This is a genomic window from Paenibacillus sp. cl141a (assembly GCF_900109305.1).
GTDB classification, from domain to species: Bacteria; Bacillota; Bacilli; order Paenibacillales; family Paenibacillaceae; genus Paenibacillus_AQ; species Paenibacillus_AQ lautus_A.
Genome location: NZ_FNZO01000004.1, coordinates 402,505 through 420,451 on the forward strand (window position 1 = coordinate 402,505; position 17,947 = coordinate 420,451).

The 17,947-nt window shown below is 50.4% G+C and carries 16 protein-coding genes and 1 pseudogene; 5 read left to right on the plus strand and 12 right to left on the minus strand.

Features of this window, described 5'->3' with window-relative positions; all coding sequences use genetic code 11:
• Positions 1-15: 15 nt before the first annotated feature.
• The 10 genes and pseudogenes from BMX45_RS14480 to BMX45_RS14525 all read right to left on the minus strand — a co-directional run bounded on the left by BMX45_RS14480 (position 16) and on the right by BMX45_RS14525 (position 10,999).
• Positions 16-2,241 (minus strand): AraC family transcriptional regulator, encoded by a 2,226-nt coding sequence (locus BMX45_RS14480; protein ID WP_090910273.1) that lies wholly within the window; start codon positions 2,239-2,241, stop codon positions 16-18.
• 383 nt (positions 2,242-2,624) lie between these two features.
• Positions 2,625-3,644, minus strand: coding sequence for an SPFH domain-containing protein (locus BMX45_RS14485; RefSeq protein WP_090910274.1), 1,020 nt, complete (start codon positions 3,642-3,644; stop codon positions 2,625-2,627).
• 21 nt (positions 3,645-3,665) lie between these two features.
• Positions 3,666-4,454: a TPM domain-containing protein gene (locus BMX45_RS14490; RefSeq protein WP_090910275.1), complete on the minus strand. Its 789-nt coding sequence runs from the start codon at positions 4,452-4,454 to the stop codon at positions 3,666-3,668.
• On the minus strand, positions 4,451-5,482 hold the full coding sequence (locus tag BMX45_RS14495; protein WP_009593950.1) for a TFIIB-type zinc ribbon-containing protein: 1,032 nt from the start codon (positions 5,480-5,482) through the stop codon (positions 4,451-4,453). Before BMX45_RS14495 ends, BMX45_RS14490 begins: the two co-directional genes overlap by 4 nt.
• A gap of 27 nt (positions 5,483-5,509) precedes the next feature.
• On the minus strand, positions 5,510-6,214 hold the full coding sequence (locus tag BMX45_RS14500) for a PspA/IM30 family protein (RefSeq protein WP_175495116.1): 705 nt from the start codon (positions 6,212-6,214) through the stop codon (positions 5,510-5,512).
• Positions 6,215-6,372: 158 nt separating this feature from the next.
• Positions 6,373-6,831: an Hsp20/alpha crystallin family protein gene (locus tag BMX45_RS14505; protein WP_175495111.1), complete on the minus strand. Its 459-nt coding sequence runs from the start codon at positions 6,829-6,831 to the stop codon at positions 6,373-6,375.
• Between the two features lie 324 nt (positions 6,832-7,155).
• Positions 7,156-7,383, minus strand: a complete 228-nt coding sequence (locus BMX45_RS14510) for a helix-turn-helix domain-containing protein (RefSeq protein WP_090910278.1) — start codon at positions 7,381-7,383, stop codon at positions 7,156-7,158.
• 65 nt (positions 7,384-7,448) lie between these two features.
• Entirely contained in the window at positions 7,449-7,691 is a 243-nt protein-coding gene (locus BMX45_RS14515; protein WP_012818545.1) for a cold-shock protein, read from the minus strand.
• A gap of 148 nt (positions 7,692-7,839) precedes the next feature.
• Positions 7,840-8,040 (minus strand): cold-shock protein, encoded by a 201-nt coding sequence (locus BMX45_RS14520; protein WP_006207692.1) that lies wholly within the window; start codon positions 8,038-8,040, stop codon positions 7,840-7,842.
• A gap of 347 nt (positions 8,041-8,387) precedes the next feature.
• Positions 8,388-10,999: pseudogene (locus BMX45_RS14525) on the minus strand (glycoside hydrolase family 3 C-terminal domain-containing protein).
• Between the two features lie 242 nt (positions 11,000-11,241).
• Here BMX45_RS14525 and BMX45_RS14530 point away from each other — a divergent pair.
• The 5 genes from BMX45_RS14530 (at position 11,242) to BMX45_RS31330 (ending at position 16,779) form a co-directional block, all read left to right on the plus strand.
• Positions 11,242-12,927, plus strand: coding sequence for a sigma-54-dependent transcriptional regulator (locus BMX45_RS14530; RefSeq protein WP_090910417.1), 1,686 nt, complete (start codon positions 11,242-11,244; stop codon positions 12,925-12,927).
• 161 nt (positions 12,928-13,088) lie between these two features.
• Positions 13,089-14,072, plus strand: a complete 984-nt coding sequence (locus BMX45_RS14535; protein WP_090910279.1) for a 2-keto-3-deoxygluconate permease — start codon at positions 13,089-13,091, stop codon at positions 14,070-14,072.
• A 55-nt stretch (positions 14,073-14,127) separates the two neighbouring features.
• Entirely contained in the window at positions 14,128-15,423 is a 1,296-nt protein-coding gene (locus BMX45_RS14540; RefSeq protein WP_090910280.1) for a four-carbon acid sugar kinase family protein, read from the plus strand.
• Positions 15,420-16,421 carry a 4-hydroxythreonine-4-phosphate dehydrogenase PdxA gene (gene pdxA / locus BMX45_RS14545; protein ID WP_090910281.1) on the plus strand — a complete coding sequence of 334 codons (1,002 nt, stop codon included), beginning with the start codon at positions 15,420-15,422 and terminating at the stop codon, positions 16,419-16,421. The genes BMX45_RS14540 and pdxA overlap by 4 nt, the downstream gene beginning before the upstream one ends.
• A gap of 181 nt (positions 16,422-16,602) precedes the next feature.
• Positions 16,603-16,779, plus strand: coding sequence for a hypothetical protein (locus BMX45_RS31330; RefSeq protein ID WP_012818538.1), 177 nt, complete (start codon positions 16,603-16,605; stop codon positions 16,777-16,779).
• A gap of 65 nt (positions 16,780-16,844) precedes the next feature.
• Here BMX45_RS31330 and BMX45_RS14550 read toward each other — a convergent pair whose 3' ends face one another.
• Together BMX45_RS14550 and BMX45_RS14555 are read right to left on the minus strand one after the other, a co-directional pair.
• Positions 16,845-17,264 carry a DUF1259 domain-containing protein gene (locus tag BMX45_RS14550; protein WP_012818537.1) on the minus strand — a complete coding sequence of 140 codons (420 nt, stop codon included), beginning with the start codon at positions 17,262-17,264 and terminating at the stop codon, positions 16,845-16,847.
• Between the two features lie 55 nt (positions 17,265-17,319).
• On the minus strand, positions 17,320-17,739 hold the full coding sequence (locus tag BMX45_RS14555; protein ID WP_009592413.1) for a DUF1259 domain-containing protein: 420 nt from the start codon (positions 17,737-17,739) through the stop codon (positions 17,320-17,322).
• Positions 17,740-17,947 lie beyond the last annotated feature (208 nt).

Genomic DNA, 17,947 nt, shown 5'->3' on the forward strand with positions numbered 1-17,947 from the left:
CGCCCGCTGACCTTTCTAATTCGCAGAGTTCCCAGCTATCTGCCGCGTCCGTTCCATCCGCTCGTCCGCCTTGCTGTCGCGGTATTGGCTCGGCGTCATGCCGGTCGCTTTTTTAAATGCGGTGAAAAAGTGGCTTTTGGTCTGAAAACCGGACTGCTCTGCAATTTCGGTGATCTGCATGCTGGTCTGCTCCAGCAGCTCCTTAACCTTCCCGAGCCGCTCGTTCAAGATGAAATTCGATAGTGGCATGCCATATTGTTCGTGAAACAGCTGCCGGACGTATTTGGCCGACAAAGCGATATGGTCAGCGATATCGTCTACCGACAGCATCGGGTCATGGGTATGGTAGCGGACGTACTCGATGATTTCCCCAATCAGCTTTTCCTTGCGATTGAATCCCTTTTGGTCGCTAAGCTGCCGGATAATCCGCCCTGTCTCTTCCTTCAGCCATTCGCGGACCTCGGTAAGCGTGGCGAACTGCCTCAAGTGGCGCTCAATCCCTTCAACACTCTGGATCGACATCACTTTGCTGAACGACTTGACGATCGCAAACAGAAGCAGCTTCAATTGGAATTGGCACTCGGTATATTTCATCGTCTGCAGGCGCGTGAACACCTCGTCCAGCATCGCAAGCACCTTCTCCTCTTTGCCGCTGCGAATCGTCTGGATCAAGCTTTCATGCACGGCAGAGTCGATCGGCGCCTGTAAATCGGCATACCGTTCAAAGTCTTGTTCGACGTAGATTTTGTCATCACCGCTGACAAACTTGAATAATGTCAGTTCGTTCATGTCGTCGTATACTTTGCGTAAATCGTCATGTACGCGCCGCGCTTCGCTTTCGGCGATCGTCACGTCCAGCTTTACGTAACGGCTGACTTGACGGCTAAGCTCCTTGAGCTCTTGGGTCAACTCGGAATCAGGGAGGGAACTGGCCGTGCCAACCATCACGACCAGATGGTCGGTCCCAAAATCGACCACTTCGATCGGCCGTTCTGGTGTGCCAAGCAGCTCCTCTGCGATATTGCCGATTGCATACTTGAGCAGCTTGCGAGAGAAGAAATCATACCGCTCGGATATCTCGTAATAGGAATCGATCTTGATAACAGCCAACCGAAGCCACTCATAGTCAAGCAGGCACGATTCGCGGACAATCGCCGCTCTGGCGCCATCGCTCAGCCTCCCCTGCAGTAGCCATTGCCGCAAATATTCGGTCTTGATCAGCGGATAATGATCGCGAAGCATAACGACGCCCTGCTCGATAACGCCGTAATCGTTCTCTCCATTCACGCCCAGCTTCCGCTGCAGTTGATCCGCCAGCCGGCGGAATGGCCCGACGAAACGGCGCGAATTCCAATAGGCGACCAGGAGCAGCGCCACGAGCAGCAGGAGCGAGCAGACGATGATGACTGTTTTGAATGCCCCGGCCTTTTCGCGGAATTGCTTCATTTCAGTGACAGATATAATGGTCCACTCCGGCGATCCCATCCGCGCATAGTTGACGAACGCTTTCCCTCCGGCGCTGTTTATCTCGAATGATCCCCGCTTCTGCCCCGTCTGGATGTTATCGATGGTCTCCTCGAGTCGACCATCCCCTTCGCCCAGAATCAATCTTCCTCGATCATCCACGATTGAAAGCAGCGTATCCGCCCTTTCGTCGCCTGAGATCAAATGCTTCTGCAGCTCCTTCTTGTCGAACAGGACGACAAGATACCCGTCCCGGTTTTTCTGCACAGGAGTCGAAGGAAGCTGAAGCGCCAAATACGAATGGCTTCCTATCCGGTGATCAAAATAGCGGAGGAAATTCCCGGGAGTGCGCTCGATCCGCTGCAGCATTGTCTGATCGGCAAATTCCTCGAACGAAAGTAATCCAGCTTTGGCGTCGATCACCTCACGTTTGCGGATGCTGATTAAGTAAGCGGTTTCAATATAAGACTCATGAGATAAATATTTAGATAACACCCCCATCGTGCTGGCATTTTGAAGCAGATTGTCGGCTGAAGCATACATCCAGTTTTGCACGGACAGATCCTCGTACATGGTCAGGCTGTACCATTTCAGCTTGGCCAGGATGTACTCGACCCGCTCCGCCATTTCGTCGATGCGGTCCTGATTAAACGTTCCCATCTGCGAGTATGCGAAATGAGAAAACCGGTTGGCCAGAAACAACGAGAACGGTATGATGGTCATTGCAAAAAAGATGCCGCTTATCACAAATATGCGCCAGGATGTCGATCTGAACATAGTATCCCCCTGTCCCCCTTCGTCTTTCGGAGTTCTCTTATGACCGATATGTCCTATCATAATGTACCCCTTTTCCGTTTGCCTAGTTCTCATTTGTCCGTCAAGTTCTATTTCTCCGGATTCACGCTGCAGCACCTTCCTTCCTGCCCTCGGAGGCTGTTCTTCCTTCCAGTTGTGAGCCACTTCCTGGGGAAAGGTAGATACATAACTCAGCTACGGCGTTCATAGCAAAAAAGCCCCCTCACTTCATAAGTGAGGGGTGCTGTCGTGAGTTAAATGGACTTTTAATAGAAGAAATAACGCAGTTCGCATCGTTTTAACCGTGACATCAAAACCTTTAGGTCCATCCCAAGGTTGCGCATTTCGTGCTGCTAGCCGCAATTTCAGCCCAGCTTATGACCACAATTCGGACAGAAGTTCGCCCCTTCGTTCTTCGCGCCGCAGTTCGGGCAGAAATTGGGCTTCTTGTTTCCTTCGGAAGAGGACGAGGCTGCCGGGGCGGATTGCTCCTTCGCGGCCGGAGACTGCTGGCTTTGATTCTGATTGTTTTGTCCCTGGTTCTGATTCATATTTTTCATCATTTCATTGGCCATGTTCATCCCCATCATCATGCCTGCCATATCCGAAGCCGCACCGCCGCCTTTCACCTTGCCGGACGCGATCCCGTCCGTCATGCTGACCTGCTGGTACTTTTGCAGATTGCCGATCATTTCATGGGAGGCCGTCTTCGTGATCATGTCCTGAATTTCCTTCGGATAATTGAAGCTCATCACCTGGAAGCCGGTAATCGTCATCCCGTTGTCCATCACTTCCATGTCGAGGTCTTCCCGAATCCCTCTCGCGATGTCCGAAGCGTTCGCCTGCAGATTGAACATATCCTTGCCTTCGCGGCTGATCCACTTCATCAACAATTGATCGAGCACCGAACTGATCCGGATTTTCACATCCTCCACAAGGTAGCTTTCTTTGATCCCGGCAATCTTGTCGATCAGCGTTACGTAATCGTTCACTTTAAAATTTAACGTGCCGTTGGCACGGATCGGCATGCCGCCCGGCAGCTGCGGCGTCGGGATCAGAACCGGATTCTGCGTACCCCATCGAACGGTGAATTCCTTGGTGTTCACGAACAGCACTTCCACGCGCATGCCGCTGTTAAAGCCGAATTTAAATCCCTTTAGGGTAGAAAGGAACGGGATGATATCCGAATCGATGTTATATACGCCTTCATCCTCGAAAATCCCTTCGATTTTGCCGTTATTGATGAATATCGCATCCTGACCGGAGCGAATGACCAGCTTGCTTCCTTTTTTGATCTCCCGGTTGCGCCATTTCCAGAAAATCATGTCATCTCTAAACTCTTCCCATTCCACTACGTTGGAGAATTGGTTCTTGAAAAATCCCATTGATGCTACATTCCCTTCCCATTAAAATTTTCCGCTGCTGCTGCTGTGCGAATGGCCGCCGCCGGTGACGCCGCCTCCGCCTCCGCCGCCCGAGCCGCTGCTCGTGTTGCGCTCTATTTTCCGCTTTGTTACGGTCGTTCTAATATATCGGTCCTGCTGATTCAAGATCCCCGATGTGCTGGCATCCTCATAGGTTCGGCTGTTGACCGTCACCCGGCCGCCGGAGCGGTAAGCCATGATGCCCACGGCGATCACACCGATGGCCGCAGCTGTTCCTAGCTGAAACCAGAGATTAAATATAATATTATCCGGGTTCACGTCCGGCTCAAAGCCCATATACCGATGAGCGGTTTTGATGTATTTTTCAAAAGCCTGCTTGTAATTGCCGTTCGATAAATCAGGCGTAATCTTGTTGCGTATTTTGGTCAGTCTCCCGGAATCGAGATACTTCTCAGCCTTATAATAACCTTCCAAATGCACATCGCGGGTATCCAATACGATGGTCAAAATGACGGTATTGCCGTGCCGCCTGTCATACCCAGGTGCATATTCATCGTAAAAGTTTTCCGTCCATGCCTCAACTTCATCATTTTCTACACGGTTAGTAGTTAGGATCATAAAATCCGTCTCGCGTTCGGCGCCGTACTCGTTGGCCATCGCATTCAGCTCATGGCGTTCTTCCGGACTGAGCAAATTCGCCTCGTCAAAGATCAAAGGCTTATCATCCGCAGCTTTGACGATCCCGGAGGGCGCTATCAAATATACCGTTAGTAAAAATAAGACCGTCCATAACGCATATCGTCTTCTCACAGGAACCCTCCTCCCATTGCCCAGGAGATCAGCTTCAAGGATAGCAAGGAGACGCCCGAAATGCCCGCGAACCACCCGGCCACCTTCGCTTTGCTGATCGGCGGCTTGCCGACCACCTTGCCCGTCTGGCCGTTCATCGCAAACGTATACTCCGATTTGTTGTAATCATAGTGCACCATCCATACTGGAAGGAGAACGTAATCGGCCTGTTTCTTAGTGGTATCGATCCGTTTGTTGGTATAACTCACGGTCGTGTATCCTGAGACCGCCGACGAAATATACGAATCAATGAAGGAGCTGATCTTTTCCTTAGCGCGCGGAAGAAGCTGCTCGTCGTCATGGCTGTATTTTTCCGCTATGTACCCGGCCAGATAAGGCGTCTTAAATTCCTTCAGCTGCTGATAGGGAAAAGGCTCCAGTTTATCCATCAGCTCATCGTTCATTTTCTCGGAAGCATCGATCGGCACCTTCACATAATTCAAGCGAATCTTCCGGTAGATGTCGAAATGCTCGGTCTCCGTGTACTGGTAATCTCCTTGCGTGTATGTTCTCACCTTGGTGCCTTGGCCATGAACCTCAACCCGATTATGCAGCTCATACAGCCAGAAGGGGACGTAGATCCCGGTGATGCCCTTGATCCGGTCCGCTGTCATAAATCCGCTTGGCGTCAAAAGGCCGTTCCGGCACCATTTCTTGAATGCCTTCATCGCCTCTTCCTTCGTAATCGAAAAAGGGATGACCTTCACCGGAGCAAGCTCGCCGCTCAAGCGGTCGCTGAGCACGACGGCCGATCCGCAGAAGCTGCAGGTGGTTGCGCTGGTCTCCGGCTCGGTCACGATCACGGCTCCACAGCTGTTGCAATGGTACTCCTTTACCTCATCTTCCGCGAACACCTGCTTCTTCAGCGGGTCGGGGATTTCCTCGATATTGTCTTTTCGTCCGCAGCTGGGGCAAGACAACATTCCCGTATCGCCGTCAAAAACCATGCCGCTGCCGCAGTTCGGACATTTGTATTCAATAACCGGCATTTGCTCACCTCGATAACAATGAAATGGTTACTCCTTCTTGTTCAGCTTTTCTTTGATCGCTTCCAGTTCATCCTCGGCATTAGGAGGCGAAGTCGGGGCAGCTCCGTCCTTGCCCATGTTCTTCTCCAACTCCGCGATCAAATCGTCCAGGTCGTCTTCCTTCGCTCCTGCGCGCAGCTCAGCCAGGGCCTCCGCTTCATCCAAAGCACGGTTCGCTTTCTCCTCCATGGTATGGAATGCCGCGTTGGCACCGCCCAAGGAGGATCGGCCGGCATTCAGCTCCTGCTGGGTTTTGGCAGCCGCCATCTTCCCTTTCAGCTCCGCATATCGAGCTTCCAGCTGGCTCATATCCGATACCAGCTTATCCTGCAATTGCTTCATCCTGACGGCGTTTGCGTAAGCCGATTCGTGGGCTGCCTGCAGGTCGCTTAGCTTCTCGGCCTGCGCCGCTTTTCGCTCCAGGAACTTCAGGGCATCGCCTTCATTCCCCGCTTCCACGGCCTTCTCCGCATATCGCTGCAGCTTCTGGATTTCGGCGCTGCACTCATCCAGTGCCCGCTTCGCTCTCCGCTCATCCGAGAGCACGGAAGCGGTCTCCGCTTTCACCTTACCCAGATCGCCGTTCAAGCTCCGCATATAGGTATCGATCGTTTTCTCCGAATCTTCCGTCCGTTCCAATAACGAATTCACATTCACCCTCATAATATCCTTAAACCTCGATAAGATTCCCATCATGTGCGTCCCCCTCGAAAAGTTTACATTTAACTTATAATACCCTATATACTCCCGATAGGTTTCATTTGCCGAAATTCATTGGCATATATGTAAATTTATTACTAAGAAAACACAAAAAAATAACCCCCGACCTTTTGGATCGGAGGGCATATAAATTAGATATCATCCCGGATCTGAATGCGTTTCTTACCAGGGTCAGGCTTTTTTGGTATTTCAAGCTTAAGGACTCCATCCTTCAGGGAAGCGTCGATTTGGTCCTCGGCTATGTTCTGAACGTAAAATCTGCGCACATACTCGCCGTAACGGCGCTCCTTGCGGACGATGTGCTGGTTCGTATCCTCCACGCTCTGATCTTCCCTGCGCACGGCTTTGATCGTTAAGTAAGGGTCAGCGTAGCTGATTTCGATGTCTTCCTTGCGAAAACCGGGCAGCTCCGCCTCAACCAGATAAGCGTGCTCCGTCTCCTTGACGTCCGTCTTAAACGACATCATCGAACCCTTGAACGGCGCGAATACATCATCAGGAAAAGCGTCGTTAAAGGCATCATGAAATGACTTCATCAGTTGTCCGAAGGCATCCTCTCTGCGTTTGCCGAATGGCATCAATTCAAACATCATGAATCCCCCTTTCTTTGACCTTATTTGACCTTATGCTTTTATTATATGCCCGGAACGTTTAAATGCCAAAACCGATGATGCAGGAAATCGCGTTAAAATAGCTCATTATCGGCCGGTTTGACAAAAGAATTTGTTTGGATCTTTAAATTTGACCTTTTTTGACCTTTAAGGTGATTGGTTTAAAAATTCCACCGATCGACTGGAGGCATGAAATAAAAAGGAGCGCCCTTAGGGCACTCTCTTCTCTTACATATTTATATGGAAGATCGATACTGATCGGAGAGCTTGACTGTCTCTGTATAAGCACAATACTGCTCTATTTTATTGCTTTTCCATAATCCGATCGATTTCACTTTTCAACAAAAGGTATCGATGCACGCTTCGCATGATCGGAACCTTAGTCAGCTTATTCTGATCGACATAGATCTTCATTTGATCTTTGGACAGACCTAACAAATGACCTGCCTCAGAAACGGTTAATACCTCCTTGTTACTTGTAGCATTAAACGTTTTTTTCACCTTTTGATTCCAATCTTCGAATGCCTGCATGAAATCTCAACCTTTCTTGTACGCAACGAACGAGACAGGATGGTGATGGGACCGTGAGAACTGCCCTACGACTTCGCGTCCTTGCGCTGATTCTTGCGGTAAAGCTTGATTTGCTGATCCGACGAAACGAGAATCGGCAGGATTTTATTGCTGCTGACCATGGACGACGCGCACTGTGAACAAACGGGAACATCCTTGAACGAGAAGTTGTCTCGGATCCAACCGTTACACCCTTCCTTCGTACAAGACCAGATGGCGGTCATCTCCTCCGGCAGATTTTCCAGCGGTTTATTCCAAGAATAAGACAATGCATTTCCCCCTCAGCTACATATTTTTAACGCTTTCGTTCCTTAAACTGGCAAGCAGAAAAACGTCTATCGACGTACTCTCTAAGAAAACTTTCTGATATCTTAAAAAAAATCCCCAAACGATACGTTTGGGGATCCTTTCACGAGTCTACAGTTTTACAACGTTCTCGGCTTGCTGTCCGCGGTTGCCTTGGACTACGTTAAATTCAACGCGCTGTCCTTCGTCAAGCGACTTGAAGCCGTCACCAGTGATTGCACTGAAGTGTACGAATACGTCTTCGCCGCCTTCAACCTCGATGAAACCAAAGCCTTTTTCTGCGTTAAACCATTTCACTGTTCCTGTTTGCATAGAAACACCTCCTAAATTTATATGATTTTCTCATTTTTGGTTAAAAAACAAAAAATTCACATATTGCACAAGGTTCCTAATCAAAATAATAACCCTCTGCAATATGTGAATCTCAGGTCAAAATCCCAATAAACTTATTATACCTCAATGGATGTGGAATAGCAAACGACGAATGTTTCCCCATTCACAGCCGGAATTTTTAAGAAACCCTAAAAGGTGGCCCGCTCCATGAGCGGCCACCTTCATTATGTTGAAAAGAGAAGCATCGGACATTTACAATTTCATGTATCAATGAATCAAGCTTTTTCCTAAACGGTTTACTTTGCGATGTCCCATAGTGTTTAGATCTAAACCCGTTTAAATTCAATCCACTCGATCTGCAAGCCCGGCTTGACGAAGTCCAGCTTCATCTCGTAATAACCCGCTTCCAGTTCCACTTTGACAAGCTTCTGCTGAATCCATCTGCCGTCGGTGCCATTCGTTTGAATCGTGGTTACCGGCTGATCGTTCAGCGTGACGTTGCAGGCGCTTTGGGCCAGTTCCGATTCCGGCGACATGATGCGCACAATGATTCGGTACTCACCGGATTCCTCCACCTTCATATATATTGATCCAGCTGCAGCCGGCTTCACTTGCGTGCTCTCCGATAAGGCTTGCGCTGATACCGACTCGAGGGAAGGATCGGCTTTAAATGAACCCACGGCTTCCTCGATCACCTGCTTTCTAGAGAAGACCGGCGCATGCATCAGGAATTGGCAGATGTTCATGGCGCTGCGCTGCAGCTCTCCACGGGTCAGCGTACCATTTTCCAAGGATGCCAGCGTATTGTCTTCCCAGGCGTTGATTTCTGCTCCGTAGTTCATGACCACCATGTACAAATCGTTTTGGGCACGGACCATCCAGTTCGTGTTTTTCCGATCGGCCGGGCCTCCGTTCACCACGTCGTTCATAATGGCCCACCAATCCGTCATGACGATGCCCTGGAATCCCCACTCTCCGCGCAGAATCGTGGTGTTCAGATCATAATTGGAGGCCGCCCAGTGCCCATTGATCGGGTTATACGAGGTCATGATGGAGTTCGCCCCGCCCTGCTTCACCGCGATTTCAAAGCCTCTCAGATAAATTTCCCGAAGAGCTCGTTCGGATACGACGGCGTCGACTTTGCTCCGATGCTTCTCCTGGTTATTGCATGCAAAATGCTTCAGCGTGGCGTTGGAGCCGCCCTTCATAATCCCGCGCGTGCACGCCGCAGCAAAGGCGCCGGAGATGAGCGGATCTTCCGAGAAATACTCGAAATTGCGACCGTTCAGCGGGCTGCGCCGAATGTTCAGACCAGGACCAAGCAACGCATCGATGTTGTAGCTAAGCAGCTCCCGGCCTTCCATCACATAGAGCTCTTCGACCAGCTCCGTATTCCACGTAGCTGCAAGCAGGGTGCCAATCGCCACCTTCGTTGCCTGCTGCCCGCTGTCCATCCGTATACCGGACGGTCCATCCGCGGTGCAAGCCACCGGAATACCGTAGTCGAGCAGGCGGTCGCTCACGCCGCCAAAAGCCGATGCCGTCCCTGCCGTAACCAGCGGACTGCTCATGCCCTCCCCTCTGACGATGACCGCCAGATCTTGATCGCTAAGCTGGGCGATGAAAGCCTTTATGCTGACTTTCCTCTCATGGACGTCCCTTAAGGTATAGCCTCGACTGCCCGTCTGCTCCAAGGACGGCGGCAGGTTTTGGTGAATGCGCTCTTCCATGGCAATGGTGCGCTTCGGCACCTCCGCAAAAGTAAGCTCGTACGAGCCGTCCTCCCTGCGAACGCCCGGCTTCATTCGCGTGAAGCTCTCCGTTGGCGCCATGGCTTCCTGGAGCTGCTCGACAACTTGCGGCGTTTCTACAACATAACCTTCTTGACCATCCAAGCCGATAGGCTGCACATTTCTCACGCTGGCTCCCGCGTACAGACGGTACGTTCCGGCCTCCAATACATAGGCTGAACGGTGGCCCGTCACGCCTGCATCGTCATAGGAGGCCATGGCATGAACCGGGAACTGGAGCGTTAGCTGCTGCGATTCCCCCGGCTGTAGCTCCTGTGTCTTCCCGAAAGCGGCCAGAACTTTGGCAGGCTGGCCCAGCCGTCCTTGCGGTGCTTCATAATAAACTTGCACAACCTCTTTACATAAATATCCTCTTGATACAGGTTCTTAAGCTCATTGCCATAATTGCGGGTCGATGGATAATCCTCGATGGAATAAGCAATCGTATCCGTCAGTTTGCCGCTGGGCGTCACCTCGCCCGCCAATACGTCTGCAATGGCGTTGCCGCCCTCCATGCCGCCGTGCCAAGCATAAATGACCGAAGAAATCGGATGCCCATAACCTTCATCGAGCAGCCAGCTCATATCGATAATGTTGGACACATTCAGCACCACAACGGTTTGCTCGAAGTGCTTGGTTACCTGCTGCAGCATGGCTTTTTCTTCGGACGTTAACTGGTAGCTGCCCGGCTCATTGGCGTTGTCCTGATCTTCTCCGGCCGTCCGTCCGATGACAACGATCGCCTTGTCGGATGCGCGTCTTGCCGCGGAGACCAGTTCATCGGTCAAAGGCATTTCCTTCTGATGCCACGGCTCAGCCGCCCAGCCGCCCCCGCCGTTATCGAAAGGATTCTGTTCGATCCATTTCATATAAATAGCAGCCAATTCTTCATTGACGCCGATGCCCTTCTTATCCCGAAGACCGCCCAGCAGATTCGTTGTATGGGAAACATGAACGCTGCCTCCCGACCCCGTACCGCTGCGGTAATAATGGATCTGCGTCCTGCCAAAAACGGAAACGGTTTCGTTCGGCTGCAGGGGCAGAGCCTGTCCTTCATTCTTTAACAGTACGGCACCTTCGGCGGCGACTTTTCGGCTGAACTCGGCAAAGCCTTCCAAAGGAGCTGCTCCCACTCTCTGTGTATTCAATTTGTTCCCTCCTGTTTGTTTTCTCCAAATCACCAAACCATGTAAAGAAAGATTGTAAATGCCTGACGAATTCCAACAATAGGCATTAGGCATCTATGTACTATCGTAGCAACAAATTCCGTAGGGGAATACAGTGCAATGTTCGCAGGATGCGATGAAGTTGGCTATAATAATGTAAACATCGATATTCCGCGATCACGGGATATGCGATTGGATGATTTTGAATGAAAGCAGGATCAGTTATGCGTATACGTGTCCATATGATCGCTCCTTATGAAGCGATGGTTCCCATCATACAAGAGTGCATTCCTCTGTTTCCCCAGTTAGACATACAATACGCCGTCGGCGACTTGCAAAAAGGGGCCGAGCTGGCAGCTTCGGCTCAAAACAACGGAGCCGAGGTCATTATCAGCCGCGGCGGAACGGCCCAGCTGATTAAAGCCGCGGTATCGATCCCCGTCATTGATGTCCACCTGTCCGGATACGACATGATCCGTTCCTTGACGCTGGCGAGCCAGTTTAACGGAAAAACCGCCATTGTCGGCTTTTCCAATATAACATCAGGTGCCCAATCGATTATTGATTTAATGGATCTGCCTTTAAAAGTGTATACCATACACAGCTCCGAAGATGTGGCACGGTTATTGCTGGAGCTGAAAGCTGCCGGATACCGCCAGGTTGTCGGGGATGTCATCACCGTCCATACGGCCGAGGCTTACGGGTTAAAGGGACTCCTCATCCATTCCGGCAAGGAATCCATCATGCGAGCCCTGGACGATGCCCAGCTCATCTACCGCTACCTGAGCAACAACCATACCGTCTCAGCCATTCTGAACGATCTGGTTGCCAAAGAGCACCCCAATCTCGTGATCTTTAACGATCAGAATGAAATCGTATACGAGCAATTGGCCGATTTTGAGCACAGCCCTTTGACGGAAAACCATATCTATCTGATCAATACTAACGTGGAATTCCACAAATCCCAAGTGCAGAATGTTTTTACGATGGACGATTACCAGCTTTCGGTCACAGCCTATGAAACCTCATTGGAGAACAGAAGCTATAAAGTATACTCCTTGGAAAAAGGGCGGCCCTATGAATTTGCGCAGTCAGGCATCAAAGCCTACGCTGAACCATTAGCAGAGCCGATGATTGCCGAGTCCGCTGCCATGCGCACCACGTTGGCTAGCATCCAAGCTCTGTATCAGCATCATGAGCCCATCCATCTGCTTGGCCGGGAAGATACGGGCAAGTCCTTCATCGTGAAGTATATTCATCAATTGTACTCGGACGGCGGTTTGCTGCTCCAGATCGATCTAGCCCAAGTTTCCCCGGATCAGTTAGGAACCCTTCCGTTGTCCAAAGCGCGAACCGTGGAATTCATCCATGTGGAAGAATGCATCCAGGATCCGAATGTGATAGCTTTTGTGGAGTCTTGCCTGCATAAAGAGATTGGCGTATTCATACTTAGCGAACAGGCGCTTGACCAACAGAGAACCCCCAACATGAAGCTGAATACAATCCTCATGCCTTCGCTTTCGGACCGTTTGGAGGATCTGCCTTCGCTTATTCAGCTCTTTTTAAGCCGATACCATCAAAAATACGGGACCGCGGCGGTCAAAATAAAGGAAGAGGCCTTGCAGCTGATAAGGCAGAATGCTTCGCACATGACGATCGGCCAATTAAAGCAGCTCATTAAACAGTCTGCGATGAACGAAACCGACTATGTGATTTCAGCCGATACACTAGCACGCTTGCTCGATCATCAGCCTCCAGCCTCAAACCCTATTCCGTTGAAAGGGACTCTTAAAGAGATCGAGAAAGACATTATTCAATACGTACTCCTCGAGGAAAAGAATAACCAATCTAGAGCAGCCGAACGATTAGGGATTAATCGGGCCACGCTTTGGCGTAAACTTAAAGAATAAATTTAAGTTTACGCTTTTTTTTCATCTTTAGTGTTGCAATTTTAAACAATTTATTAGATTTATCACATTTACAGAAATTATATGTTGCTAAAATAAACAATTTGAACTAGTATAATTACTGCAAGCGCTTCAATAAAACGATTACACAAGGAGCTAACATTATGAAAATTAAAGCGACATTAGATCGTATCCCTGGCGGTATGATGGTTGTTCCCCTCCTCATCGGAGCGTGCATCAATACATTCGCACCAAACGCTTTGCGGATCGGCGGGTTTACGGAAGCCTTATTCGTGAACAGTTCGAGTACGCTCATCGCCCTCTTCTTATTGATTGCCGGCACGCAGATCACGTTCAAAACGGCGGGTTCGTCGGTGGGAAAAGGCGTCACGCTGCTAGTGTTTAAGTGGACGATCGGCGCGCTATTAGGTTTGGTCGCCATCCTGTTTGCGGATTCCAACGGATTATTCCTGGGCCTTGCCCCTCTGGCCATTATCGCGGCCATGACGAATTCAAACGGCGGACTGTATATTGCGTTAGCCGGACAATACGGAAAAGAGGATGACAAAGCAGCCTATCCTTTCCTGGCATTAAGCGACGGACCGTTCTTGACGATGGTCGCGCTCTCGATCTTCGGCGCCATGGGTTTTGCCAACGGCATGTTCTCGGCGATGTCTTTCGTTGCCGTACTGCTTCCGCTGCTGGTCGGTGTCGTGATCGGAAACCTGGACCGGAGTATGGCCGATTGGCTGCATAAAGGCAGTGACAAGCTGGTTCCGTTCTTCGCCTTCTCGCTCGGTATGGGCATCAATTTCTCATCCATCATTCAAGGCGGACTAAGCGGTATTCTGCTTGGCGTGCTGACGGTCCTGCTCACGGGCGGCATTGGTTTTCTGCTGTTCAAGGCAATCGGCTGGAATCCGATTGTCGGTGCTTCCGAGGGCTCCACAGCGGGTAATGCGGTAGGCACGCCGGCTGCGATCGTCGCCGCGAATGCTTCCTTCGCGCCGATTGCCGAAATCGCGACCGTGCAAATCGCCGCGAGCGTCGTGACGACCGCCATACTGCTGCCTGTCTTTATTGGTTTCCTGTCCAAGCGACTGGAAAAATCAGGCGGCGTCGAAAAATACAACAACCCTGCAGCATAGAGGTTATCCCTAACCCCTCGAATGCATCGTTTTTCTCAAGGAGGAGGTAAACTGCATGAAATTAGCCATCATTGCAGATGATTTGACTGGCGCCAATGACAGCGGGGTCCAACTCGCTCGTCATGGCCTTAAAACAAGCGTTCTGTTCGATATGGACAAAGACAATATTCGTCATTACGATGCCGTTGTTTTCGATACGGACAGCCGTTCCATAACACCCGAAGAAGCTTATCAGCGAGTAAGCCGGGCCGCTCGATTTTTAACGGATGCCGGGTTTGATACGATATTCAAAAAAATGGACTCCACCATGCGCGGCAATATCGGGACAGAAATCGATGCGCTGTATGATGTTGTGAAGCCGGACTTTATGATGATCGCTCCGGGCTATCCCAAGAACAATCGAACCATTCTCAACGCTACCCATTACTTGAATGGAGTACCGTTAGCCGAAACCGAGATTGCCCATGATCCCAAAACGCCTGTCACCCACTCCTATCTTCCCGACTTGCTGAAGCTGCAAACCAAGTATGCCGTCGGCGAGATCTCAGTCCGTGATCTGGAGGCTGGAGCAGGCCGTATTGAAGGCAAATTAAAAGAGTTTCAAGAACATAACATACCGTATGTGCTGATCGATTCCACGGAAGAAGCTCATCTGGAGTTCATCCTGCACATCACCGGGCAGCTTCCATACAAGTTCGCATGGGCCGGCTCTGCAGGCATCGCCAATTATCTGCCCGCCCATTACCATATTTCGTCCAAACCGAGGGAGCTTGCGATCGCGCAGAATCAGGGACCCATCCTTACCGTGGTCGGCAGCGTGAACAAGAACTCCCGTGCCCAGCTGAAGCTTTTGCTTGAGCATACCGACGTGGTTCCCGTGCAATTCGTGTCTTATAAGGCTGTGTCGGATTCAGCGGAGCGCACGGAAGAAATGGATCGCGTCTATCAAGAAGTCAAGCTGCACGCACAGGAAGGCAAAGATATCGTAATCTATTCGACGGCGGAGTCTTCCGACATCGAACGGGCCCGTGCCGTAGGCGAAGCCCGCGGGCTCAATCACACCGAGGTCAGTAACGAGATTGTCCGTGCCATGGGAGAAATCTGTGCCCAGCTGCTGGAGCAAGGTTATTTCAAGGGCGTATCCATGACAGGCGGAGACACGGCCAAACAAATCTGCATGCAATGGAGCATTAGCGGCTTCGAATTGCTGGACGAGCTGGAAATCGGCGTGCCGATCTCGAAATTTATAGGGATTGACGATCTGTATGTGGTCACCAAGGCAGGCGGATTCGGCAAGCCGGACGTATTTATCCATGCGATTCAAACGATAAAAGGAGGTAATCCAGCATGAAACCGACGGTTGGAATTACGATGGGCGATGCGGCAGGCATCGGACCCGAAATCATTATGAAGGCCTTATCCCATCAGGAGATGTACGATAACTGCAACCCGCTCGTAATCGGCGACGCCAAAATATTAGAACGCGTGCTGCCGATTATCGGCTCAAGCCTGAAGGTGAACGCCATTCCAGAGCCCTCCGAGGCAAAATACGAGTTTGGCACCGTAGACGTCATCGATCTGGACCTCGTGCCGGCTGACCTTGCATTCGGGGAGGTATCGGCCGTCGCGGGAGATGCCGCTTTTCAGTTTCTGGCCAGAGCCATCGATCTGGCGAAGCAGCGGAAGATCCATTCCATCTGCACGGCTCCGCTGAACAAGGAAGCTCTGCATCAAGGCGGACATATGTATCCGGGTCACACCGAAATTTTGGCTGATCTCACGGATACCAAGGATTTCTCGATGATGCTGACGACCCCGAACCTGCGGGTCATTCATCTGACGACGCATATGGGATTGATCGAGGCCATTCAGAGCATCAACCCGGAAAGAACGTATACCGTCGTCAAACTGGCCCACGATACCTTGAAAAAGGCCGGTTTCGACAATCCAAGAGTCGCGGTCTGCGGAATCAACCCGCATGCGGGCGAGAACGGACTGTTTGGCAACGGAGAAGAAGAGGAGAAACTGTTCCCGGGCATCGAGCGTGCCCAGCGGGAAGGCATTAACGTGGTCGGCCCCCTCCCTGCGGATACGTTGTTCTTCAGAGCCGGCCGAGGCGATTTCGATATCGTCGTGGCCTGCTACCATGACCAGGGACATGCCCCGATCAAGGTCATGGGCATCGAAGAGGGCGTGAACATTACGGTCGGACTGAAAGGCGGCATTATCCGCACCTCGGTCGACCACGGCACCGCCTTCGATATTGCAGGGAAGAACATCGCCGATGACAAGAGCATGCTCGCTGCGATTCGTTCTGCCATTGAACTTGCCCCGAAGGACCAAATATAATTTTGATGATCGAAGATGTTATATGTAGAAGACCCGGCTTCCGCCGGGTCTTTTTTTCTATGCCTGAGAGAACAAATCCAGGCCCTCGTTCAAGCCAAAGCTGTAGTTACGAATAGCTGCATGACCGCCAGCACATAATAAACATCACAATCGATTCCAGTAAATAAGGAGGACCTTTCCATTGAGCACGAACCAACCGGACAAGAACCTGATCAACACGGTGGAACAACTGGCAGAGACACCCGTGAACAGCCATGAGGCCCAGCAACAGCAGCAAGCCCGCAATGATCGCCGGAAACAGGCTCTGCATGACAGCGACGGCAAATATAAGGAGAATGAGTCCAAGAACTATCACTAGGGCAGTAACTTCGTAGAAAAGCGACCGATTACGGTCGCTTTTCTACTATTTTTCCCATCCGATAGTTAACCTAAGAATGCAATAGAACGCTTTACTTTTCTTGCAAATGCAATGGGATCATCGACGGACTCCCAGTGAACATACATCAGGCGGGGATTTTCAAACAGCCAGTGATTGTGGACGGCCGTTACTTTAATCCCGTTCTTGCGAAGATTCGACAGCAATCGATTCACTTGTCCTTGGAAGAGAGCCGTTTCTCCCAAACAAAGCGCGCGACCGGAACTGTCCAGCGATTCAAACGAGAAGAGTTGGTAACGGATCAAAGGAGAAGTGGTACGTCTGCCTAAGATAGATGCGTTTACTCTTCTATTTCTGGAGACAAAGCAAACCGGGCCTTTTGTAATTTCATGCTCCGTTCCGCCTAAAATACTTGAGAATTGGTCACATAATCTTCTAAAGCGAGGACTTGCTTGCACTTCCGCCATACGTAATCATCCTCTCATGAAATGATAGAAATATGAGCGATATGACTCAACCGCATTAACCTAAGAATGCAATGGATTCTTTTGTTTTTCTGGCAAACGCAACCGGATTGTCAATCGATTCCCAATGCATATACATTAAACGAGGCTGTTCTTTGAGCCAGTGATTATGGAGCGCCGTTACTTTAATCCCCCGTTTGCGGAGATTCGACATCAATCGATTTACCTGGTTTTGATGCACGGCAGTCTCACCCAAACAAAGCGCGCGGCCCGACTGATCAAGCGATTCAAACGAAAACATTTGCATTTGAACCAAAGGGGAACGCGTTCTTCTTCCCAAAATCGTCTCTCTTAAGTTCGTCATCCGCGTGACAAAACAAACCGGACCTTCTTCAATTTCCGATTCGCCGCCTAGGATTCTTCCAAATTGGTCGCAAAGCCTTTTGAATTGCGGGCTCACTCTAACCTGTTCAGCCATGATAAGTCCTCCTTTAATCATATTCTAGGTATCATATGATCGAGGGAGAAAATAGTATTGGACCAATAACTTATTTATAAGAATAAAAAGATATTAATATATCTGCATCTATATCCAACTCTAAAACTTAAAGACGACACCCTTATGATGCTGTCGTCTTCAAATTTTGTATGTATGCCGTTTCGCAGGACCAAAACGGCTATCCCAC

Bases quoted from the DNA above. Each gene is read 5' to 3' on its own strand.
- BMX45_RS14480 (WP_090910273.1), bottom strand. From the start codon at position 2,241: ATGTTCAGATCGACATCCTGGCGCATATTTGTGATAAGCGGCATCTTT.
- BMX45_RS14485 (WP_090910274.1), bottom strand. From the start codon at position 3,644: ATGGGATTTTTCAAGAACCAATTCTCCAACGTAGTGGAATGGGAAGAG.
- BMX45_RS14495 (WP_009593950.1), bottom strand. From the start codon at position 5,482: ATGCCGGTTATTGAATACAAATGTCCGAACTGCGGCAGCGGCATGGTT.
- BMX45_RS14500 (WP_175495116.1), bottom strand. From the start codon at position 6,214: ATGGGAATCTTATCGAGGTTTAAGGATATTATGAGGGTGAATGTGAAT.
- BMX45_RS14505 (WP_175495111.1), bottom strand. From the start codon at position 6,831: ATGTTTGAATTGATGCCATTCGGCAAACGCAGAGAGGATGCCTTCGGA.
- BMX45_RS14510 (WP_090910278.1), bottom strand. From the start codon at position 7,383: ATGCAGGCATTCGAAGATTGGAATCAAAAGGTGAAAAAAACGTTTAAT.
- BMX45_RS14520 (WP_006207692.1), bottom strand. From the start codon at position 8,040: ATGCAAACAGGAACAGTGAAATGGTTTAACGCAGAAAAAGGCTTTGGT.
- BMX45_RS14530 (WP_090910417.1), top strand. From the start codon at position 11,242: ATGCGTATACGTGTCCATATGATCGCTCCTTATGAAGCGATGGTTCCC.
- BMX45_RS14535 (WP_090910279.1), top strand. From the start codon at position 13,089: ATGAAAATTAAAGCGACATTAGATCGTATCCCTGGCGGTATGATGGTT.
- BMX45_RS14540 (WP_090910280.1), top strand. From the start codon at position 14,128: ATGAAATTAGCCATCATTGCAGATGATTTGACTGGCGCCAATGACAGC.
- pdxA (WP_090910281.1), top strand. From the start codon at position 15,420: ATGAAACCGACGGTTGGAATTACGATGGGCGATGCGGCAGGCATCGGA.
- BMX45_RS14550 (WP_012818537.1), bottom strand. From the start codon at position 17,264: ATGGCGGAAGTGCAAGCAAGTCCTCGCTTTAGAAGATTATGTGACCAA.
- BMX45_RS14555 (WP_009592413.1), bottom strand. From the start codon at position 17,739: ATGGCTGAACAGGTTAGAGTGAGCCCGCAATTCAAAAGGCTTTGCGAC.